At 58.6% G+C, this 20014-nt stretch carries 20 protein-coding genes and 1 pseudogene; 11 read left to right on the top strand and 10 right to left on the bottom strand.

All coding sequences use genetic code 11. From position 1 onward, the window contains the following. Window positions 1-242: 242 nt before the first annotated feature. Window positions 243-416: a DUF6026 family protein gene (locus BWR59_RS32485; RefSeq protein WP_168184529.1), complete on the bottom strand. Its 174-nt coding sequence runs from the start codon at window positions 414-416 to the stop codon at window positions 243-245. A 285-nt stretch (window positions 417-701) separates the two neighbouring features. Between BWR59_RS32485 and gnd the strand changes: the two genes are divergently transcribed. The 4 genes from gnd (at window position 702) to BWR59_RS24830 (ending at window position 5979) form a co-directional block, all read left to right on the top strand. Beyond that, window positions 702-1718: a phosphogluconate dehydrogenase (NAD(+)-dependent, decarboxylating) gene (gene gnd, locus BWR59_RS24845; RefSeq protein WP_143490928.1), complete on the top strand. Its 1017-nt coding sequence runs from the start codon at window positions 702-704 to the stop codon at window positions 1716-1718. Further along, window positions 1718-3241: a glucose-6-phosphate dehydrogenase gene (gene zwf / locus BWR59_RS24840; protein ID WP_081568294.1), complete on the top strand. Its 1524-nt coding sequence runs from the start codon at window positions 1718-1720 to the stop codon at window positions 3239-3241. The genes gnd and zwf overlap by 1 nt, the downstream gene beginning before the upstream one ends. Further along, window positions 3238-4056, top strand: coding sequence for a Cof-type HAD-IIB family hydrolase (locus BWR59_RS24835; protein WP_081568293.1), 819 nt, complete (start codon window positions 3238-3240; stop codon window positions 4054-4056). Before zwf ends, BWR59_RS24835 begins: the two co-directional genes overlap by 4 nt. A 108-nt stretch (window positions 4057-4164) precedes the next feature. Further along, the gene (locus tag BWR59_RS24830) at window positions 4165-5979 is read left to right on the top strand and encodes a glycoside hydrolase family 15 protein (RefSeq protein WP_081568292.1); all 1815 of its coding nucleotides are present in this window, start codon (window positions 4165-4167) and stop codon (window positions 5977-5979) included. A gap of 140 nt (window positions 5980-6119) precedes the next feature. On the opposite strand, the gene alkB is transcribed toward BWR59_RS24830, so the two are convergent. The 3 genes from alkB to BWR59_RS24815 all read right to left on the bottom strand — a co-directional run bounded on the left by alkB (window position 6120) and on the right by BWR59_RS24815 (window position 7388). Then, window positions 6120-6797 (bottom strand): DNA oxidative demethylase AlkB, encoded by a 678-nt coding sequence (alkB, locus tag BWR59_RS24825; protein WP_081568410.1) that lies wholly within the window; start codon window positions 6795-6797, stop codon window positions 6120-6122. A gap of 29 nt (window positions 6798-6826) precedes the next feature. Then, window positions 6827-7006, bottom strand: a complete 180-nt coding sequence (locus BWR59_RS24820) for a hypothetical protein (RefSeq protein ID WP_081568290.1) — start codon at window positions 7004-7006, stop codon at window positions 6827-6829. A gap of 76 nt (window positions 7007-7082) precedes the next feature. After that, window positions 7083-7388, bottom strand: a complete 306-nt coding sequence (locus BWR59_RS24815; protein ID WP_081568289.1) for a DUF1883 domain-containing protein — start codon at window positions 7386-7388, stop codon at window positions 7083-7085. A 170-nt stretch (window positions 7389-7558) separates the two neighbouring features. On the opposite strand from BWR59_RS24815, the gene BWR59_RS24810 reads away from it, so the two are divergent. After that, window positions 7559-7918, top strand: a complete 360-nt coding sequence (locus BWR59_RS24810) for a hypothetical protein (protein WP_081568287.1) — start codon at window positions 7559-7561, stop codon at window positions 7916-7918. Window positions 7919-7924: 6 nt separating this feature from the next. Here the strand turns inward: BWR59_RS24810 and BWR59_RS24805 are convergent, their stop codons facing one another. Both BWR59_RS24805 and BWR59_RS24800 read right to left on the bottom strand, forming a co-directional pair. Then, window positions 7925-8206: a hypothetical protein gene (locus BWR59_RS24805; protein ID WP_081568286.1), complete on the bottom strand. Its 282-nt coding sequence runs from the start codon at window positions 8204-8206 to the stop codon at window positions 7925-7927. A gap of 147 nt (window positions 8207-8353) precedes the next feature. Then, window positions 8354-8539: a hypothetical protein gene (locus BWR59_RS24800; protein ID WP_081568285.1), complete on the bottom strand. Its 186-nt coding sequence runs from the start codon at window positions 8537-8539 to the stop codon at window positions 8354-8356. A 357-nt stretch (window positions 8540-8896) separates the two neighbouring features. Here BWR59_RS24800 and galU point away from each other — a divergent pair, with 357 nt between their 5' ends. The 3 genes and pseudogenes from galU to BWR59_RS24785 all read left to right on the top strand — a co-directional run. Next, window positions 8897-9739, top strand: coding sequence for a UTP--glucose-1-phosphate uridylyltransferase GalU (gene galU, locus BWR59_RS24795; protein WP_081568284.1), 843 nt, complete (start codon window positions 8897-8899; stop codon window positions 9737-9739). Between the two features lie 137 nt (window positions 9740-9876). Beyond that, complete coding sequence (gene gorA, locus BWR59_RS24790) at window positions 9877-11232, top strand: glutathione-disulfide reductase (protein WP_081568283.1); 1356 nt, start codon at window positions 9877-9879, stop codon at window positions 11230-11232. Window positions 11233-11363: 131 nt separating this feature from the next. Next, window positions 11364-13037 (top strand): annotated as a pseudogene (locus BWR59_RS24785) (response regulator); the annotation flags it as partial. On the opposite strand, the gene BWR59_RS24780 reads toward BWR59_RS24785, so the two are convergent. Continuing rightward, complete coding sequence (locus tag BWR59_RS24780) at window positions 13034-13750, bottom strand: DNA-binding protein (RefSeq protein ID WP_081568282.1); 717 nt, start codon at window positions 13748-13750, stop codon at window positions 13034-13036. The pseudogene BWR59_RS24785 and the gene BWR59_RS24780 overlap by 4 nt on opposite strands. Window positions 13751-14095: 345 nt before the next feature. Here BWR59_RS24780 and ahpC point away from each other — a divergent pair, with 345 nt between their 5' ends. Further along, window positions 14096-14659 carry an alkyl hydroperoxide reductase subunit C gene (gene ahpC / locus BWR59_RS24775; RefSeq protein ID WP_081568281.1) on the top strand — a complete coding sequence of 188 codons (564 nt, stop codon included), beginning with the start codon at window positions 14096-14098 and terminating at the stop codon, window positions 14657-14659. Window positions 14660-14793: 134 nt separating this feature from the next. Continuing rightward, window positions 14794-16356, top strand: coding sequence for an alkyl hydroperoxide reductase subunit F (gene ahpF, locus BWR59_RS24770; RefSeq protein WP_081568280.1), 1563 nt, complete (start codon window positions 14794-14796; stop codon window positions 16354-16356). An 87-nt stretch (window positions 16357-16443) separates the two neighbouring features. On the opposite strand, the gene gloA is transcribed toward ahpF, so the two are convergent. Beyond that, window positions 16444-16965, bottom strand: a complete 522-nt coding sequence (gene gloA, locus BWR59_RS24765; RefSeq protein WP_081568279.1) for a lactoylglutathione lyase — start codon at window positions 16963-16965, stop codon at window positions 16444-16446. 150 nt (window positions 16966-17115) lie between these two features. Between gloA and BWR59_RS24760 the strand changes: the two genes are divergently transcribed. Further along, complete coding sequence (locus BWR59_RS24760; protein ID WP_081568278.1) at window positions 17116-17667, top strand: DUF4946 domain-containing protein; 552 nt, start codon at window positions 17116-17118, stop codon at window positions 17665-17667. A 440-nt stretch (window positions 17668-18107) separates the two neighbouring features. Here the strand turns inward: BWR59_RS24760 and BWR59_RS24755 are convergent, their stop codons facing one another. Together BWR59_RS24755 and BWR59_RS24750 are read right to left on the bottom strand one after the other, a co-directional pair. After that, entirely contained in the window at window positions 18108-18470 is a 363-nt protein-coding gene (locus BWR59_RS24755) for a histone-like nucleoid-structuring protein, MvaT/MvaU family (protein WP_081568276.1), read from the bottom strand. 367 nt (window positions 18471-18837) lie between these two features. Beyond that, window positions 18838-19845, bottom strand: a complete 1008-nt coding sequence (locus tag BWR59_RS24750) for a HEAT repeat domain-containing protein (protein WP_081568408.1) — start codon at window positions 19843-19845, stop codon at window positions 18838-18840. Window positions 19846-20014: the final 169 nt, after the last annotated feature.

Here is a 20014-nt window from a genome sequence, read left to right as displayed (position 1 = left end):
CAGCAGACGTATTACCGAGGGGCGACAGTATGGTGATGTGCAAGTGAAAAATATGTGAGGAAAGCGCAGATCGAGGCTCGGGGAAGCTCAGAACGTCCATTTTGCAAGGCGCTGGAACGTTACCGGATGTGTCTGGTCCGACGAAGGGTTAACCGAAGTAGGGGGAGGACAGGAATAAGGCGGGGTTTTCAGAGGGCAAGCCGCCAATCGGGCTTGCCACGAACATGTGCAGGCGGGGAGGGTCAGGCTTGCAGGGCAGTGCCAGATGCAGCGAGCTGAGCGTGTTGCAGCATCAGGGTCATCTGAGCGACTTTCTTTTTCAGTTGATCACGTTCCGCCTTGAGCTGGCTCAGCTCGTCGCGACGAACGGTAACGTACAAAGTCTGTGGAATGCTTGCCGGTAGTACTGTGCCCATTGCTCACCTCGCAAATGGCGGGATTCAACATCGTAAGGTTCAAGCAATGACAGCATCGCAACCCGACTTGTCCGTGCTCCTACCTCTATCGGCGCGAATTCTGATTTCTTTTGTGAGAAAAGGGAACTTTTTTATTTTTTATTGTCGCGAACGTTTCTTGATCGCGAAAACCGGCGTCATAGGGCAGTCTTGGCGCTTCTGCGGCACTGAACATGAAACTATTTTCACCGGGAAACCTTCGTTTGCCTCCCCGGACTAACCCTATATGCGGCACTGGGCTATAAAATGAGGCACCCCTGTTTACGAATTAAGGAGCACCTCTACATGCAACTCGGGATTGTTGGACTAGGCCGCATGGGCGGCAACATCGCACGTCGACTGATGCTCAATGGCCACACCACTGTGGTCTATGATCGCGATGAGCAGTCTCGCACCGTGCTCGCCAACGAAGGTTCGACGCCAGCCAATGACCTCAAGTCACTGGTGGCCGCACTGGAAAAGCCTCGAGCCGTCTGGGTGATGTTGCCTGCTGGCGCTCCGACAGAAGACACGATCAATACCTTGGCCGACCTGCTCGATAAAGACGATGTGATCATCGATGGCGGCAACACGTTCTATAAGGACGACGTTCGTCGCTCCCACACGCTTCAGGAAAAAGGCCTGCACTACGTCGACGTCGGCACCTCCGGCGGCGTCTGGGGCCTGGAACGCGGCTACTGCATGATGATCGGCGGTGAGACCGAAGTCGTGAATCGCCTGGACCCGTTGTTCAAGACCCTGGCCCCTGGCATCGGCAACATCCCGCGCACCAAAGACCGCGCCAAGGATGCCGATCCGCGCGCCGAGCAGGGTTATATTCATGCCGGTCCTCCGGGCGCCGGGCACTTCGTCAAGATGATCCACAACGGCATCGAGTACGGAATGATGCAGGCCTTCGCCGAAGGCTTCGACATCCTCAAAACCAAGAACTCGGACAACCTGCCGCAAGATCAGCGTTTCGACCTGAATCTGGGCGACATCGCTGAAGTCTGGCGCCGTGGCAGCGTGGTTTCCTCCTGGCTGCTGGACCTGACCGCCGATGCGCTGGCCACCGATCCACAGCTCAATGCCTATTCCGGCTCCGTGGCCGACAGCGGCGAAGGTCGCTGGACCATCGAAGCTGCCATGGAGCAGGCCGTACCGGTTCCGGTGCTGTCGACTTCGCTGTTCGCACGCTTCCGCTCCCGTCAACAAAGCACGTACGGCGACAAGATGCTCTCTGCCATGCGTTTCGGATTTGGTGGTCATAAGGAACCAAAATAATGGGTTTATCCCGCAGCAAGCAAAAGGCTCCGGTCGCTCCGGCGACCACGCTGTTCCTCTTCGGCGCCCATGGTGATCTGGTCAAGCGGCTGTTGATGCCGGCCCTCTATAACCTGTTCCGTGACGGACTGGTTGGCGAGGACCTGCACATCGTCGGTGTCGACCACAACACCGTCAGCGACGCCGACTTCGCCAAAAAGCTGGAAGACTTCATTCGTCAGGAGGCGGCCAACAAGGTCGCCCAAGGCGGCGAAGAACCTCTGGACCCGGCGTTGTGGGGCAGCCTTGCCAAGCGCATCACCTACATCACCGGTGATTTTCTCGACGATTCCACTTATGCGGATATCGACGCGAAGATCAAGAGCACCGGCACGCAAAATGCCGTGTTCTATCTGGCGACCGCGCCGCGTTTCTTCAGTGAAGTAACCAAGCGTCTTGGCTCCTCGGGGCTGATGGTCGAAGGCGAGGATTATTTCCGTCGCGTGGTGATCGAAAAACCGTTCGGTCACGACTTGCCAAGCGCAGTGGCGCTGAACGGCTGCTTGCTGAAGGCGATGAGCGAGAAGCAGATCTACCGGATCGACCACTACCTGGGCAAGGAAACGGTGCAGAACATTCTGGTCAGCCGTTTCTCCAACGGTCTGTTCGAGTCGTTCTGGAACAATCACTACATCGATCACGTGCAGATCACGGCGGCGGAAACCGTGGGCGTCGAAACCCGTGGCAGTTTCTATGAAACCACCGGCGCGCTGCGGGACATGGTGCCCAATCACCTGTTCCAGCTGCTGGCGATGGTTGCCATGGAACCACCGGCAGCCTTTGGCGCAGACGCGGTGCGTGGCGAAAAAGCCAAGGTGGTGGGCGCCATTCGCCCCTGGTCGGAAATGGAAGCGCTGGCCAACTCGGTGCGCGGTCAATACAGCGAGAGCACCGTCGGCGACAAGAGCGTTCCCGGCTACCGTGAAGAGGATCGGGTCGACCCGAACAGCAACACGGAAACCTACGTGGCGCTCAAGGTCATGATCGACAACTGGCGCTGGGTCGGCGTGCCGTTCTACCTGCGCACAGGCAAGCGCATGAGCGTGCGTGACACCGAAATCGCCATCTGCTTCAAGCCCGCGCCGTACGCGCAGTTCCGTGACACCGACGTGGATCGGGTGGAGCCCAACTTCCTCAAGATCCAGATCCAGCCCGACGAAGGCATGTGGTTCGACCTGCAGGCCAAGAAGCCGGGGCCGACCCTGGACATGCAGACCATCGAACTGGGCTTCGCCTACAAGGACTTCTTCGAGATGCAGCCGTCGACCGGGTATGAAACCCTGATTTACGACTGCCTGACCGGGGATCAGACCCTGTTCCAGCGCGCGGACAACATCGAAAACGGCTGGCGTGCGGTGCAGCCATTCATTGATGCCTGGGCCAAGGATCCGCATGTCGAGATGTACAAGGCGGGAGAAGATGGTCCATCGGGCGCCGATGAATTGCTGGCCCGCGACGGCCGCAACTGGCAACGTCTTGGATGAGTGATTCGACGCAACCCCTCATCCGGTTTCTGCTGTCTGACATCGACGGCACGCTGTTGCGGCCAGACCACAGTTTGAGTCAGGCCAATGTCGATGCGGTGCGCAAGCTGAGGGAGGCCGGGATTCACTTCTCGATCGCCAGCAGTCGGCCGCCGAGAGCCATGCGTCAGCAGATCGAAGCCTTGGGCATCGACCTGCCGACGGTGGCCTTCAACGGCGCCAACATCATCAATCCCGACGGCAGCCTGCTCAAGGCGCATCGCATCGATTCGAACGCCGCGCGAACCAGTCTTGAACTGTTCGCAGGCGAGAAGGTTTCGGTGTGGGTCTTCGCGGACGATCAGTGGCTGTTGCTCGACCCGCAAGGGGATTACGTCGAGCACGAGCGCAACACGCTGGGTTACGACTTCGTTCAGGTCGAGCATTTCGAGGGTTACCTCGATCGCATCGACAAGATCGTGGCAGCCAGCAAGGATTTCGAGTTGCTCAAGCGGCTTGAAGTCGAGCTCAATCCACTGATTGCCGAGACAGCATTGGCGGCCCGGTCACAGTCCTACTACCTCGACGTCACAGCGCTGGATGCCAACAAGGGAACGGCGCTGCAAACGTTGTCCGAAGAGCTGGGTGTGGCATTGGCGCACACGGCCGCTATCGGCGATGCCGGTAACGATGTGGCGATGTTCGTCCGGGCTGGGTTGTCGATTGCGATGGGGCAGGCCGAGACGGGTGTGAAAACCCAGGCCAACTACGTCACCGGGAGCAATCTCGAAGACGGGCTGGCCACGGCCATCGAACGCTACATTCTGCCCCGTTGAATGGATAACGCCTGTCTGTAGCAGCCCGGCAAACCGGGCTGCTGCAGGTCTGGGCGTTACCGAGCGGGCATTCTTCACCGCAACGACACCAGAAGGGACAAGCACCCCATGGCTGTATTGATTGAAGATTACGCGCTGCTCGGCAACTGCCGGACCGCAGCGCTGGTGGCCCGCGACGGGTCGCTGGACTGGTTGTGTTTTCCGCGTTTCGACGCTCCTGCCTGTTTCGCTGCACTGTTGGGCGACAGCGACAATGGTCGCTGGAAGATCGCCCCGACCGACCCCAAAGCCCAATCTCGCCGCCGCTATCGCGACGGCACGCTGATTCTGGAAACCCTGTTCGCCACCGACACCGGCCGCGCGATGCTGGTCGACTTCATGCCCATGGACGTCGAAAGCAGTGTGGTGCGGGTGGTCATCGGGCTGGAAGGGACCGTGGACTTTTCCATGGACCTGGCCATTCGTTTCGATTACGGCAGTACCGTTCCGTGGGTGGAAAAGCGCGAACCTCATCTCATGACGGCCGTGGCCGGGCCGGACATGCTGGTGCTGCACACGCCCGCCGAATTGCATCCGCTGGACCATCACACCGAAAGCCTGTTCACGGTAAAAGCAGGCCAGCGTCTGGGATTCGCGCTCGCCTGGCAGGCCTCTCACGAGCCAGTGCGCGAGGCGTTTGACATCGAGCAGGCACTGCAGCAGACCGAAACCTACTGGCGGGAGTTTTCTGACCGTTGCCCGGATGTCGGGCCGTGGTCCGCTCAGGTCAAGCGCTCGCTGATCACCCTCAAGGCGATGACCTTCGCACCAACGGGCGGGATCGTCGCCGCTGTGACCACATCATTGCCCGAACAACTGGGTGGCGAGCGCAACTGGGATTACCGGTTCTGCTGGCTGCGCGACGCGACCATGACCCTGCTGGCATTCATGAATCTGGGGTACTACGAAGAGGCGACGGCGTGGCGCAACTGGCTGCTGCGTTCGGTTGCCGGCAACCCGGAGCAGGTGCAGATCATGTACGGCCTGGGCGGTGAGCGTCGCTTGCCGGAATATCAGTTGCCCTGGTTGAGCGGTTACGAAAACTCGCGACCGGTCCGGGTGGGTAACGCCGCGGCCACGCAGATGCAGCTGGACGTGTATGGCGAAGTGGCCGATGCCATGACTCAAGCGTTGAAGAGCGGCTTGCCGCGCTTGCCCCGCAGCACGGAAATCCAGAAGGTCATCATGCCGTTTCTGGAAAATGTCTGGCATCTGCCGGATGCCGGAATCTGGGAGATACGCTCAGAGCCTCGGCATTTCACGCACTCCAAGGTCATGGCCTGGGTGTCGTTCGATCGCAATGCCGGCGTGCTGACCAACAGTGACAACCCCGAGGATCGCGAGCGCGGCCTGCATTATCGGCAGATCGCCGATGAGATTCATGCCGATGTCTGCAAGAACGGCTACGACGCTGAACTCGGCAGCTTCGTGCAGACATACGGCGGCAAGGAGCTGGATGCCAGCCTGTTGCAGATCGCGCTGACCGGCTTTCTGCCGGTGGATGATCCGCGAGTGGCCGGTACCGTGGCGCAGATCGAGAAGAGCCTGATGCAGGACGGATTGCTGCTGCGTTACGACAACGAGCGCAGCACCGATGGCGTTTCAGGCAGTGAGGGAACGTTTCTGGTCTGTTCGTTCTGGCTCGCCGATGTGTACGTCCTGCAAGGCCGCGATCAGGAGGCCAGTGACCTGTTCGATCGCTTGTGCGGACTGTGCAATGACGTCGGGCTTCTGGCTGAGCAGTACGATCCGCGAGCCGGGCGCATGCTGGGCAACTTCCCTCAGGCGTTCAGTCATATCGGGATCATCAACACCGCGTTGAATCTGCATCGGGTGGTGTGCCCGGTGAGGGCGAGGGCTTCTGCGGAGGCGGCCACCAGCTGATGTCTGAAATCCACTAGCAGTCCGGCTTGCCGGCGGTGGCTTCCTTAGGATCGATACCGCCGGCAAGCCGAACCGCTACGGATGTTTTGCGATGATCCAAGAGAGTTTTTCAACTCGGCAGATCAAGCGTGAGCGAGGACTTAGCGAGCCTTGCGGAAGGTGAAGTTGATGCGCTGTTCGCCCAGTTGCGGGTGTTCGGCCTGTTTGATCGGCATCACGCCGTGATAGCGCAGGCGATCCTCGCCACCCCAGACCACTACGTCGCCATGAAACAACGGCACCTTCTGCGTCGCATCGCTGCGGGCATGTCCGCCGAACAGGAACATCGCGGGGATGCCCAGTGATACCGACACCACCGGCCACTCATAACCGCGCTCGTCCTTGTCCTGATGCAGGGCCAGTTTCGCGCCCGGAATGTAGCGATTGATCAGGCAGGCGTCAGGGAGGAAGTCCGCAAAACCGGCTGCCTGCGCGGCGGAGTGCGCCAGTTCCATGAAGACATCCGGCATCGGCGGCCATGGTTGACCGGTGTGCGGGTCGAGGCGGGTGTACTGGTATCCGCTGCGGTCGGTGGTCCAGCCGAACTGCCCGCAACTGCTGAGCGCCACCGACATGGTGTAGCCCCCGGGGGTGATCATGTTGCGGAAGGGGGCGCGCGTCAGAACTGCCTCGAGGGCAGGCAGTAAACGGTCGATGAGGGGCAGGGCGAGGCCGCGAAAGACAAAGGATTGCGGGCCGATCTGCTCGGTGGCCGTCAGCTGCGGGGCGTCGTCGGCGAACAGGTCGAGTGTGACGGGGGTTGTGCCTTTGCGTTGCATCATCGCGGCGTTACCGGTTGCGGGTGGTGTCAGAGCGCCTTGCTGACTTTCACTTCGCTGATCACGTCGTCGCTGCCACTGTGCATTTTTTGCAGTGCGGCCAGGGCTTCTTCGGCGGAGGGCGATTGCAACAGGGCGAACTCGAAGCGACGCTCGCCATTGAGTTTGTAGCTGATGGCGTATTTGACGACCGGGGCTTGCGTACTCACATTGGGTTCCTTGCAGACGTTGGGTATTTGGCGTGAAAACACGAAGATTTCACGCGCACCAAGGTTGAATAGGTGATCAGCTCAGTCGTGAAGACGAGCGACGGACGATCTTGATCGAATGAGTGAACGTTGTCTTGCGACCGCCATGGCTGTCCATCTTGCGCCCGGCAGTGTCGATCGTGATGTTCCAGAAGCCGGTGCTGGGCACGGTGATCTTGGCTGGAAAACGGTCGAACGCGCCGCCGTGATAGGTGTGACGCCCGCCATTTTTGAAGCTGCGGAAATTCGCGTCGCTCATCAGGCGTATGTTGCAGAGCTGGGAGCACTCGATGACGATCATGTCGTCTTCGTTGAGGTGCTCGCGCTGGTGTACGAATTTCATGGGTGTCTCCGGAGACAGGGCATTCTCGAAAACCCGAAACGATATCACGGCGAGCGCAGGCTTTGCTCGTGGCACAGTTTCTGTGAGCACATTTCAGCTGAAAAAAAGTGCCACTATTACGGATTTAATCGAAACCCGGCTTGTCGTAGGACCTTTACTGGAGGGATTGTATGAAACTGGCTGTTGTTGTTCTGGCTCTCGCGATGACCGGTTGCGCCACTGTGGAGGATATCGCGCACACGCTTCCTACCATGAGCGTGATGTCCGGTAAAAACCCTGAGGAATACGCTGAATGTTTTGTCGCCAGAATTGCTGACAGTCGCAAGCCGCCGCAGATAGAGCCCCACCGCGACGGGTTGCGGGTCATCGTCCCGCAGAAGCTTGCCAGTACAGAGCCAACCGCCATCGTGGATATCGAGAAGCGCTCCAGCGGCGGCAGTTCAGTGAAGCTGTTTGAAAGTGGCGGCAACAACCCGCTGCGGCCCAAGGACATTCAACACGCAGTCAATGCCTGTATTTCGGGAGAGTAGCGGCCGTTATTTGCAGGTGACCAGCACGCTGCGGGTTTTGTAGTTGCCGACATCGACGCCGAGAGTCTTGTCGGCCTCTTTTGGCTGCGGTGTGCCATTGGTGCTGATGATGTTGTAGCCGGTGCCGGCACAGGAGGCGTCGGCCTTCTCGTAACAGGCAGCCCAAGACATGGCTTCGCCGGAGCAGTCGATGCTCAGGGCCTGTTTGCCGTCTTTGAGGTAGGTGTTTTGCGCGGTCGCGCAGCCGGTCAGGCCCAGAACAGCAATGACGGATAGAATCTTGATCATTTCGAATGCTTCACAATGAGGGCCGGGGAATAAACAGCTTTCATGAGACTGGCGGGCAGTGCCATCGTTCCGGCATCACTGAAACATTTTTCCGGTCGATATCGCTGTTCAGGCCCGCTACCGGGGGCCTGAACGACACGGCAGGTATCAGGATTTCTTTTCAGCGCGACGACGTGATGCCGGTGTGTCCTGGAATACCGACGCCACCTCCATGGCACTGGCTTCGCTGGCGAAAGGGCCTGCTACCGCTTCTTCGTCGAGGCCGACGAGCCACCACTGGCCATCTTGCAATTTCTTGATCTGGTAACCGTTAACGCTTTTGACTTCCGACATCGATCCATCTCGATAAGTGATTCAGGTCGGCATGATAAAGCGTTATGGCATTATTTTCCTACGCAAACGAATGAAGGCAGCTACGCTTGCTTGAGTCATTGCACGGCCGTCTCGGGGATTGGATGCCCCCGTACGAATGACGTGAAGGACATCGGATGATCGCCAGTCAGTAAAACGTTTGCGAGACGCCTCGGCGGCTCGTCGATGTTCGGCGGTCGCAATATCGGGTTTTGTGCGGAACTATCTGCGCAACTGTTCCTCTACCAAGGCAGCGAACGGCCAGTGTCGGGGCATTGTAAGGTGACCGCCTCCTGATTAGACTGCGCCGCAACACCCCCAGCCCCATCAAGGACTTATATGATCAAGAAATGCTTGTTCCCTGCAGCCGGTTACGGCACTCGCTTCTTGCCAGCGACCAAGGCCATGCCTAAAGAGATGCTGGCAGTTGTCAACAAGCCACTGATCCAATACGGCGTGGAAGAAGCACTGGCTGCGGGTCTGAATGAAATTTCCATCGTGACTGGCCGCGGCAAGCGCGCGCTGGAAGACCACTTCGACATCAGCTACGAGCTGGAGCACCAGATCAAGGGCACCGACAAAGAGAAGTACCTGGTCGGTATCCGTCGCCTGATCGACGAGTGCAGCTTTTCCTACACCCGTCAGACAGAAATGAAAGGCCTGGGCCACGCGATCCTCAGCGGTCGTCCGCTGATCGGTAACGAAGCATTCGCCGTGGTGTTGGCGGATGACTTGTGCGTGAACCTTGATGGTGAAGGCGTTCTGGCGCAGATGGTCAAGCTTCATCAGCAATACAAGTGCTCGATCGTGGCAATTCAGGAAGTCGACCCGAACGAGACCAACAAGTACGGCGTCATCGCCGGTGAAGAGATCAAGCCGGGTTTGTTCCGCGTGACCGACATGGTCGAGAAGCCAAAACCTGAAGACGCGCCTTCGAACCTGGCGATCATCGGTCGTTACATCCTGACTCCGGATATCTTCGAGAAGATCCAGAACACCGAGCCAGGCAAGGGCGGCGAAATCCAGATCACTGACGCCCTGATGAAACAGGCTGCCGAAGGCAACGTTCTGGCCTACAAATTCAAAGGTCAGCGTTTCGACTGCGGTGGCGCTGAAGGCTACGTCGAAGCGACCAACTTCTGCTTCGAGCACTTCTACAAGACCGGTAAATCGACTCAGTAATACGGTTGTGTCGGTGATTTGACCGGCAGCTGTATTGCAAACAAAGCCACCTTCGGGTGGCTTTGTCGTTTCTGTCCTACAGACCTTGCCGAGCGCGCTGAAGCGGTTATGCTAGCCCTCCTGCCAAGGAGAAAGAAATGAGCTACGACTTCGACCTGTTTGTGATCGGTGCCGGTTCCGGTGGTGTTCGCGCTGCACGTTTTTCCGCCGGTTTTGGTGCGCGTGTCGCGGTTGCCGAAAGCCGCTATCTGGGGGGTACGTGCGTCAACGTTGGCTGCGTTCCCAAGAAGCTGATGGTGTACGGAGCGCATTTCTCCGAAGACTTCGAGCAGGCAAAGGGTTATGGCTGGACCAGTGGTGAAGCCGAATTCAACTGGCCGACGCTGATCGCCAACAAGAACCATGAAATCCATCGTCTCAATGGCGTATATCGCAACCTGCTGGCCAATAGCGGCGTGACCCTGATGGAAGGGCACGCTAAGTTGCGCGGCCCTCATGAAGTCGAAATCAACGGCCAGGTGCACACCGCCGAGCACATCATGATCGCCACCGGGGGCTGGCCGCAGATCCCGGAGATTCCGGGACGCGAGCACGCCATCACTTCCAACGAAGTGTTCTTCCTCGAGCAGATGCCCAAGCGCGTGGTGGTGGTCGGCGGCGGTTACATTGCTGTCGAGTTCGCCTCGATCTTCAATGGCCTGGGTGCCGACGTCACGCTCATGTATCGCGGCGAGCTGTTCCTGCGCGGCTTCGATGGCAGTGTGCGTACTCATTTGCATGAAGAGTTGTCCAAGCGTGGCATGGACATCCGCTTCAAGACCGAAATCGACAGCATCGAAAAGCTTGCCGACGGCACGCTGCAACTGACGTTGAACGATGGCAGCAGTTTCAACACCGACTGCGTGTTCTACGCCACCGGGCGTCGTCCGATGCTCGACAATTTGGGGCTGGACACTGTCAATGTCGAGCTCGATGACAAGGGTTTCGTCAAGGTCGATGAGCACTACCAGACCAGCGAGCCGTCGATCATCGCCGTGGGTGATGTCATCGGGCGCGTACAACTGACGCCGGTCGCACTGGCCGAAGGCATGGCCGTCGCTCGTCGACTGTTCAAGCCCGAGCAATACCGCGCGGTGGACTACAACCACATTCCAACGGCAGTCTTCAGTCTGCCGAACATCGGTACGGTCGGGCTCACGGAAGAAGAGGCAAAGAAAGCCGGGCATGAGGTGCAGGTCTTCGAAAGCCGCTTCCGGCCGATGAAGCTGTCCCTGACCGATAATCAGGAGCGCACCTTGATGAAGCTGGTGGTCGACACCAGGACCGATCGCGTTCTGGGTTGCCACATGGTCGGTCCGGATGCCGGGGAAATCGTTCAGAGCCTGGCGATTGCGCTCAAGGCCGGGGCGACCAAGCAGATCTTCGACGACACCATCGGCGTGCATCCGACGGCTGCCGAAGAGTTTGTCACCATGCGTACGGCCACGCGCTGATGTGATGTCATGGGTGTGACGGGTCCGGCCTCATGGATGAGGGCGGGCTGGCAATTGTTTGAGAAGGACGGACCCACTTTTTGATCAGCAAGAGTTTTTCGGCATCCATGCCCTTGAATCCCATTGCACCTGACGACCAGGACGCCGGAAAATCCGCAACGCTGCACGAAAGCGAGCGGCAATTCCGGACCCTGGCCGACAACATGAGTCAGCTCGCCTGGATCGCCGACCCATCGGGGCAGATCTATTGGTATAACGCGCGCTGGTACAGCTACACCGGCACTTCCCACGAGGCCATGATGGCCTTGGGTTGGCGCTCGCTGCACCACCCCGACCACTTGCAACGCGTCGATTCGAGAATGCGCCGCTGCTTTGCTACGGGCTCTATCTGGGAAGACACCTTCCCGCTGCGGGGCAAGGACGGCCTGTATCGCTGGTTCCTGTGCCGGGCGCTGCCGATTCGCGACGATCACGGCAATATCACCTATTGGCTCGGGACCAGCACAGACATTACCGCGCAGGTCAAAGCCGAAGATGCATTGCGCGAACTCAACGAAAGTCTCGAGCGGCGCGTGGCTGAACGTACCCGCGAGCTGGCCCAGATCAACGAGCGTCTGCAGATCGAGATCAGTGAGCGTGCCCAAGCCGAAGAGGCGTTGCGTCACGCGCAGAAAATGGATGCGATCGGTCAGTTGACCGGGGGTATCGCCCATGACTTCAACAACATGCTGACCGGCGTGCTCGGTGCTCTGGACCTGATCCAGCGCCGGGTCGCGGCAGGGCGGGTGTCGGAAATCGATCGCTATATCGACGCCGCCATGAGTTCGGCGAACAGGGCCGCCTCGCTGACCCACCGACTGCTGGCGTTTGCCCGTCGCCAGTCGCTCGACGCGCGACCGGTGGATGTCAACCACATGGTGGTGTCGATGGAGGAGTTGCTGCGGCGAACCATCGGCGAAAGCATCGAGCTGGAAATCGATCTGAACAGCACATTGCGACTGACCCATACCGACGAGCATCAGCTGGAAAACGCCTTGCTCAACCTGGTGATCAACGCCCGGGATGCGATGCCCGATGGCGGGCGACTCCTGATTCAGACCGAATCGGTGCATGTGGCAGTGCTGCACGATGCACTGACGCCGGGGGACTACGTGCGCCTGAGCGTACAGGACACGGGCTCCGGGATGTCGGGCGAGGTGATCGCTCGGGCGTTCGATCCGTTCTTCACCACAAAACCGATCGGGCAGGGGACGGGGCTTGGCCTGTCGATGGTCTATGGCTTCATCAATCAGACTGGCGGTCAGGTGCAGATCGACAGTGTCGAGGGGCAGGGGACGCGCATCGACCTGTATCTGCCTTGTCACTTTGAAACTGCCGACCCGCATCTGGCGAGCGATGAGGGAATGGTGCCGCCCCGCGCCACTCAGGGCGAGCGGGTGCTTGTGGTCGAGGACGAGCCGGATGTGCGCATGCTGGTCGTGGATGTCCTGCGCGAACTCGGTTACACCGTGGAAGTGGCTTCGGATGGCGCAACGGCTCTGCCGTTTCTGCAGGGGGCGGGGCGTATCGATCTGTTGGTGACCGATGTCGGTCTGCCTGGCCTCAATGGTCGGCAACTGGCGGAAATCGCCCGTCAGCATCGGCCTGAGCTGCGGGTCCTGTTCATGACCGGGTATGCACGCAACGCCGAAGTGCGCGGCGATTTCCTCGAAGAAGGAATGGACATGCTGACCAAGCCGTTCAGCATTGACGACCTGGCGCAGCGGGTGCGTGGTTTGCTCGAGGACGCCTCCGGCGAGTCTTAGTCTTCGGCCGTGGCATCAGTGATGCCTTGCGCCTCGCGCAGGTTTTCCAACGCGACTTCGGTCTTGATCAGGATCAATTCCAGCACGCGATTCTGCTGGTCGCGTTCGGTCAGGCGCTCCTGCAGTTTCTTGTTTTCGCTCTGGGCGTTGTGCAGGCGTTCCTGCAGCAAGGCACATTGGGTGTGCGATTGCAGATGCTGTTCTTTGAGCAGGCGGATCTGTTCATCCTTGTCCTGCAAGCGGGAAGCGCTGTCCTGAGCGGCCTGGGTCAGTCGCACATTCGTCCTGTGCTCGTCCTGCAGTTCCTTTTGAGTGCTCAGCAGGGTGGCGGTTTGCGTTCCCAGTTTTGTGGTCTGTACGGCGTGGCGTTCGATCAGATCGGCCAGCTGACGCCGGGTTTTCTCGAGTTCATCCTGCAACTCCTTTTTTTGCGCATCCATGCTTGCCTGCGCAACGTCGATGTGTTCCTGCGCCTGCTCCTTCAAGCGGCCAGCCAGGCGGGACACCAGGCTGTTCAATTCGGCGTCAACTTGCGCCGACGACAAATCGCCACGAGTCTCGTCGAGCTCGCGCATCAGGCGATGGATGGTGGTCTTCGAACCGGTGTTGCCCATTTCAATTCGTACTGCATCGATACTGGGATTTTCACCTCTGGCAATAAGCGCCATGCGCGCTTGTTCCACGTCTGCCTTGCTGATGCCGCCACGGGCCATACCCCACTCCTGCTGTTTCGTACTGGTACGTATCGGCTGTTACGTATCGTCAATGGCGCGCATTCTGCGTTATTTCGCGCGCGGTGTCTGCCCGGGTGGGTTGTAACGCACGGAGCGAAATGGGTAGGCTGGCACGGCATTAGCTGCGCCATTGAGACGCGGAATCGACGGTGGCAGGGTAAGGTTCGCAAACGTGTAACCGAATTCTTCTATACAAGAGTTCTTTTATAGCGAAAACCAATCACCGGCATCAGGTTTGCCAATGAGCCCTGACCGGTGATTGTGCGTAAGATCCTCCCCATCGAATTTCAAACCCGATTTTTCAACCCTAAGGAGATTCACCCGATGCCTATCATTAACAGCCAAGTAAAACCGTTCAAAGCTACCGCTTTCAAAAACGGCTCTTTCGTTGAAGTTTCGGATGCTGACCTGAAAGGCAAATGGTCTGTGGTGTTCTTCTACCCAGCCGACTTCACCTTCGTCTGCCCAACCGAACTGGAAGACCTGGCTGACAACTACGACGCGTTCCAGAAACTGGGCGTGGAAATCTACTCCGTGTCGACCGACACTCACTTTGCCCACGCTGCCTGGCACAACACCTCGCCAGCCATCGGCAAAATCCAGTACACCATGATCGGCGACCCAACCCTGACCATCTCCCGCAACTTCGACGTGCTGATCGAAGACGCTGGCCTGGCTGACCGCGGTACTTTCGTGATCAACCCGGAAGGTCAGATCAAAATCGTTGAACTGAACGACGGCGGCGTCGGCCGTGACGCTTCCGAGCTGCTGCGCAAGATCAAGGCCGCTCAGTACGTGGCTGCACACCCGGGCGAAGTTTGCCCAGCCAAGTGGCAGGAAGGCGAGGCTACCCTGGCTCCGTCGCTGGACCTGGTCGGCAAGATCTAAGTCCTCGTGACCGGATCGGGGGCGATGAGCCCATGAGCACGTAAACCGCATCGCCCCCAAAAAACGCCTGGGCGGTAATCGCCTGGGCGTTTTTATTTGCAGATTTCGAATTTTTGAAGATAAGGAAAGCCCTCATGTTGGACGCGAATCTTAAAGCACAGTTGAAATCGTACCTGGAGCGGATCACTCGCCCAATCGAGATCGTTGCGTCCCTCGATGACGGCGCAAAATCTCAGGAAATGCTGGCCCTGCTCAACGATATCGTCAGCAGCTCCAACCAGATCTCCCTGAACACCAATGGCACTGACGCACGGACTCCATCCTTCGCCCTCAACAGCCCGGGTCAGGACATCAAGCTGCGCTTTGCCGGCCTGCCAATGGGCCACGAATTCACCTCCCTGGTACTGGCGTTGCTGCAAGTCGGCGGCTACCCGTCCAAATCCAGCGAGGACACCATCGAGCAGGCGCGCAGCCTGACCGGTGAGTTCAAGTTTGAAACCTATTTCTCGCTGAGCTGCCAGAACTGCCCGGACGTGGTCCAGGCGCTGAACCTGTTGGCCGTGCTCAACCCCAATGTGCAGCACGTCGCCATCGAAGGCAGCCTGTTCCAGAAGGAAGTCGACGACCGCCAGATCATGTCGGTGCCGAGCATCTACCTCAACGGCGAGCTGTTCGGTCAGGGCCGCATGAACCTGGAAGAAATTCTGGCCAAGATCGACACCAGTGCAGGTGATCGTCAGGCTGAAAAGCTGAACGCCAAAGATGCCTTCGACGTCCTGGTCGTCGGCGGTGGCCCGGCCGGTTCTGCGGCAGCGATCTACGCCGCGCGTAAAGGTATTCGCACCGGTGTCGCGGCTGAGCGCTTCGGCGGTCAGGTGCTGGACACCATGGCGATCGAGAACTTCATCTCGGTACAGCACACCGAAGGCCCGAAACTGGCCGTGGCCCTTGAAGAACACGTCAAGGAATACGAAGTCGACATCATGAACCTGCAACGCGGCGATCAGCTGATTCCTGGCAAGGATGGCGAGCTGCATCAGGTCAAATTTGCCAGCGGCGGCGTGCTCAAGGGCAAGACCGTGATTCTGGCCACCGGTGCCCGCTGGCGCGAAATGAACGTGCCGGGCGAGCAGCAATACCGCAACAAGGGCGTGGCGTACTGCCCGCACTGCGATGGTCCGTTGTTCAAGGGCAAGCGTGTGGCGGTGATCGGCGGCGGTAACTCTGGCGTCGAAGCGGCAATCGATCTGGCGGGCCTGGTGTCCCACGTGACCCTGCTGGAATTCGACAGCTCGCTGCGTGCTGATGCGGTACTGCAGCGCAAACTCCACAGTCTGCCGAACGTGACGGTGCTGACCAGTGCGTTGACCACTGAAGTGACGGGCGATGGGCAGAAAGTAAATGGCCTGCGTTACAAGAACCGCATTACCAGCGAAGAAATCAACGTCGAGCTGGAAGGGATCTTCGTGCAGATCGGCCTGCTGCCGAACACCGAATGGCTCAAGGGCACCATCGAGCTGTCACCGCGTGGCGAGATCGTTGTCGACAACCGTGGTGAAACCTCGATTCCGGGCATCTTTGCTGCCGGTGACGTGACCACTGTGCCGTACAAGCAGATCGTGATCGCAGTGGGCGAGGGTGCCAAGGCTTCCCTGAGCGCATTCGACCACCTGATCCGGACCAGCGCACCGGCGTGATGCCAAGCTGAGGCAGAGCAATAAAAAAACCTCATGAGCGATCATGAGGTTTTTTTGTGCGCGATTGATTTTGCGGGGATGCGTCCGTCAAACCGGCGTTGGCTGAATAATCTCGACCCAGTAACCGTCCGGGTCCTTGATGAAAGCCAGGCTTTTCATGCGGCCATCGGTCAGGCGCTTCTGGAAGTCGACGCCCAGCTGTTCGAAACGCGCGCAGGCAACATGCACGTCAGGTACCGAGATGCAGATATGGCCGAAACCGCGTGGGTCGGTGTTGCCGTTGTGGTAAGCGAACTCAGGGTCTTTTTCGGTGCCGTGGTTGTGGGTCAGTTCCAGGATACCTGGAATGCCTTTCATCCATACGTTACGTGCGGCATCGTCGGCCGGAATCTGGGCCTTGTCGACCAGCGCCAGGAAATACAGGCTGAATTCCGCTTCCGGGAAATCACGCTTCTCTACCAGGCTGAAGCCCAGCACGCGGGTGTAGAAATCCAGCGAGGCGGTGATGTCCTTGACCCGCAACATGGTGTGGTTGAACACGAATTGTGCGGTGGCAGCGTCCGGTTGGGCCGTGACGCCGGGAAAAGTATTCAGTTCGTGCAGACTCATGGATGGCTCCGGGTTGATGCTGTAAATGTTGCACAATGATACGGGACAAGGCGCGCGAGCCAAACCCGAATGTGCATAAACCCTGGGTCGGGTCTTGTTAGCGGGAAGCGCGTGGCTCACACTTTCCGGCTCGCCGTACAGGTATCGGTCATGCATTTCACGTTTCGTACATTTGCTTTGGCAGCGATTTGTCTTTCACCGGGGCTCGGCTGCGCCTTGGCGGCAGATGCGATGGTCATCTGGCCCAGCGACTGGGAGGTAGAAGCATTGCCCCAATCGCAGTCGAGCCCTGATCAGCCATCAGTGCAAATCCGGCAGCGGGCCGTCAAGAATGACGACAACGGCGACCCGGCAATGGTGGTGGAGTTGACTCAGACGCGGCTGCAGCCCGGCCATGAGGTCAACGTGCAGGGCGTGTTGCTGGAAATGCGCAAGGCGGTGCAGGTCAATTTCGTGCACGGGGGCTTTCAGAGTGTCTGCACGAAGATGAAGGACAGTACGCTAAGCGAGGTGCCAGCGATGGAGACGACCTGCACCATCACCCAGAATGGCGCCCACGTAATGACCCAGACGCTGGTGGCCGCTGCCAGCAAGGAGATGGCCTGGTCATTGTCTTACGCAGGGTCGGCACTTGGTTATGCCGCCAATAAGGATGAGGTCCTGCGGATCAGAGACAGCCTGCACTTGAATGTAACGCCGTGAACATTTTGCAGGCATAAAGAAGCCCGCCGAAGCGGGCATGGGGCGCTAATCCTTTAGCAGCCTTCATCCTGTAGAAACGCATGTGAAAAAAGCGTGAAGAAACCTGCTTTTTAGCCGACTCACCACAGAAATGGGCCAGCCACTCGTCAATCGGATGTTTATTGACGGAGCCTGCACCTTATGTTCGATGCTGATATCAGTGTCGCTGATAACACCAATTCATTACTCCTTTGTAATGAGCGGGCTCGCTCTAACTGTCAAGCGCCCAGCGCCAGAACAGTGCTGGTGCCCTATACAAAGTTGAACCCTTGGGCGAGCGCGGTGGATCTTCTTTTCAATCGGTTGCGCATGAACTATTGGTTAAAATCGCGCTTATAAAAAAGCCCCGAAATACGGGGCTTTTTTATAAGACTTCGATATTAATGGTGCGCCAACGCTGATCAGCCACGGAGCCATGAATCGACGGTTTCAGCACCGTACTGTTCTTTCCATGACTTGAGGCCGCGATGGTTGCCGCCTTTGGTTTCGATCAGTTCGCCCGTGTGTGGGTTCTGGTAAACCTTGACGACGCGGGCGCGGCGACGTTTAGGTCCGGCCGGTGCAGCTGCGGTAGCCGAGGGATTTGGGTCCAGGATGGCAATGATGTCCCGCAGACTTTTGTCATACGTGCTCATCAGGGCCTGGAGCTTCTGCTCGAACTCGATCTCCTTTTTCAATCCGGCATCGTTCTTCAGGCTTTCCAGCTGGGCCAGCTGTTCCTGAAGGGCTCTTTCTGCTGCGCGAAATTCGGCAAGTCTGGACAAATATAGTACTCCGGCGGTTAACGGCTGTTGTCAGCCCAACGCAAGCAACATGGATGCAAGTCTGGATCCTGTGCTCATCTTTTCACTGCCCCGGTGCCTTGACATTGTGATCAAACGAAGAAACTAACGTTGCGCTGTCAGCTTTTCATCCAAGGCAGGGTAGTTGTGGTGCGCTACGGGCAAATAATGCACGTTTTTTTTCAGTTGGAAAATAGGGGATGTGCAATTGTTATATGAAACTTGCGTCACACGATACTCAGGTGCGACAGACATTGCGGCATCTCGGAAAATGCGTTGTAAGTAATTTCTTAAACTTGGACTAAAACGGAAACTATGGATGTGCGCTGTACGCCCATGTCTCCGCTCTCTACAGCCCTTGCTGCAAGGCGGGATCGTCAGGATTCAGCTGCTCGAGCTCCGCCAGCAACACCTGTACTTTCTGAAGTTGACCGGCGTCTTTCCAGTACTGAATGAGCAAGGTGCGGGCGCGGCGGTTGGCGGGCTGCCGCTGCAGTATGTCCTCCAGTTGCCGTTGCGCCGGCTCCAGTTGCTGCAGGTCGTGGAGGGCGACTGCAAGGTCGTAGCGGTAGTCGGTATTATCGGGTTCCAGCTCGACGGCCTTGGCCAGCGCCAGCAATGCATATTCGCTTTGTTGATGACGCAACAGCCAGATGCCCAGCGCATGTTGCAGTAATGACGATTGCGGGTGCTTCTCCAGCAGTTGCGCGAGTTGCTGTCGGGAGCGGTCTGCCTGGCCCTGCTGGTCGAGCAGATGAACCTGGGCAAGTCCGGCCTGCAGGTTGTTCGGTTCCAGTTTCAACGCCAGGTCGATGGCGTCGGAGGCTTTGCCCGGTTTGCCTTCATTGACCAGCAGCGTTGCCAGTTGCACTTGGCTCTGGCCGCTGGGTGGTTGCGAGGTCAGGGTGTTTGCGTACTGCTCGGCGGCATCCTGGAATGCGCCGAAATACAGGCCGATATCGTCCGGGGTGAGGCCGAGCAATGCGCGTACCGCGCTGAAGCGAACGCTCTGATCGGGGTCGTCAAGCAGGGGGCCGATGAGGACGCTGCGCTGGGTGTTGGAAACCATGCTGATCACGGTTTCGATGGCGGTTTGCTGAACGAGCGGAACAGGGCGTTTGAGGTCGCCGTCGAGTATTTTCAGGGCCTGGGCGCTGGGGTAGTTGGCCAGTTCGGTGATCAGGCCGGCGCGGCGTATGTCGGACAGGTCGGTGCGGCTCAGTTGCTGATAGAGCACGCGTGCGGCACCGGGTTTGCCATTGTGCGCTTGCTCGAGGGCTTCGGCGTAGCTGTGGTTGACCACGGGGGCTGCGGGCGGTGTTCTCCAGCCATGCACGAGCAATCCGGCGCCAATCATCAGCAGCAAGACCGCCAGCGCAATTGCGGCCTGCAAGCGACGGCGGACCTTGAGTTGGGCGGGGGTGTGCTGAGTGGGCGCTTTTGACATACCGATTTCCATTTCTGCGTGGGGAGCAGCTTCGGGGAGTGGTCGCTGGGTGTCAAACGGGAATCGCTCTGGCACAGGC

Source organism: Pseudomonas sp. Bc-h (assembly GCF_002080045.1).
Lineage (GTDB): Bacteria > Pseudomonadota > Gammaproteobacteria > Pseudomonadales > Pseudomonadaceae > Aquipseudomonas.
The sequence above is the reverse complement of the archived record's forward strand: the minus strand, read 5'-3'. Positions and strand labels throughout refer to the sequence as shown.

Bases quoted from the DNA above. Each gene is read 5' to 3' on its own strand.
- BWR59_RS32485 (WP_168184529.1), bottom strand. From the start codon at position 416: ATGGGCACAGTACTACCGGCAAGCATTCCACAGACTTTGTACGTTACC.
- gnd (WP_143490928.1), top strand. From the start codon at position 702: ATGAGGCACCCCTGTTTACGAATTAAGGAGCACCTCTACATGCAACTC.
- zwf (WP_081568294.1), top strand. From the start codon at position 1,718: ATGGGTTTATCCCGCAGCAAGCAAAAGGCTCCGGTCGCTCCGGCGACC.
- BWR59_RS24835 (WP_081568293.1), top strand. From the start codon at position 3,238: ATGAGTGATTCGACGCAACCCCTCATCCGGTTTCTGCTGTCTGACATC.
- BWR59_RS24830 (WP_081568292.1), top strand. From the start codon at position 4,165: ATGGCTGTATTGATTGAAGATTACGCGCTGCTCGGCAACTGCCGGACC.
- alkB (WP_081568410.1), bottom strand. From the start codon at position 6,797: ATGCAACGCAAAGGCACAACCCCCGTCACACTCGACCTGTTCGCCGAC.
- BWR59_RS24815 (WP_081568289.1), bottom strand. From the start codon at position 7,388: ATGAAATTCGTACACCAGCGCGAGCACCTCAACGAAGACGACATGATC.
- BWR59_RS24810 (WP_081568287.1), top strand. From the start codon at position 7,559: ATGAAACTGGCTGTTGTTGTTCTGGCTCTCGCGATGACCGGTTGCGCC.
- BWR59_RS24805 (WP_081568286.1), bottom strand. From the start codon at position 8,206: ATGATCAAGATTCTATCCGTCATTGCTGTTCTGGGCCTGACCGGCTGC.
- BWR59_RS24800 (WP_081568285.1), bottom strand. From the start codon at position 8,539: ATGTCGGAAGTCAAAAGCGTTAACGGTTACCAGATCAAGAAATTGCAA.
- galU (WP_081568284.1), top strand. From the start codon at position 8,897: ATGATCAAGAAATGCTTGTTCCCTGCAGCCGGTTACGGCACTCGCTTC.
- gorA (WP_081568283.1), top strand. From the start codon at position 9,877: ATGAGCTACGACTTCGACCTGTTTGTGATCGGTGCCGGTTCCGGTGGT.
- BWR59_RS24780 (WP_081568282.1), bottom strand. From the start codon at position 13,750: ATGGCCCGTGGCGGCATCAGCAAGGCAGACGTGGAACAAGCGCGCATG.
- ahpC (WP_081568281.1), top strand. From the start codon at position 14,096: ATGCCTATCATTAACAGCCAAGTAAAACCGTTCAAAGCTACCGCTTTC.
- ahpF (WP_081568280.1), top strand. From the start codon at position 14,794: ATGTTGGACGCGAATCTTAAAGCACAGTTGAAATCGTACCTGGAGCGG.
- gloA (WP_081568279.1), bottom strand. From the start codon at position 16,965: ATGAGTCTGCACGAACTGAATACTTTTCCCGGCGTCACGGCCCAACCG.
- BWR59_RS24760 (WP_081568278.1), top strand. From the start codon at position 17,116: ATGCATTTCACGTTTCGTACATTTGCTTTGGCAGCGATTTGTCTTTCA.
- BWR59_RS24750 (WP_081568408.1), bottom strand. From the start codon at position 19,845: ATGATTGGCGCCGGATTGCTCGTGCATGGCTGGAGAACACCGCCCGCA.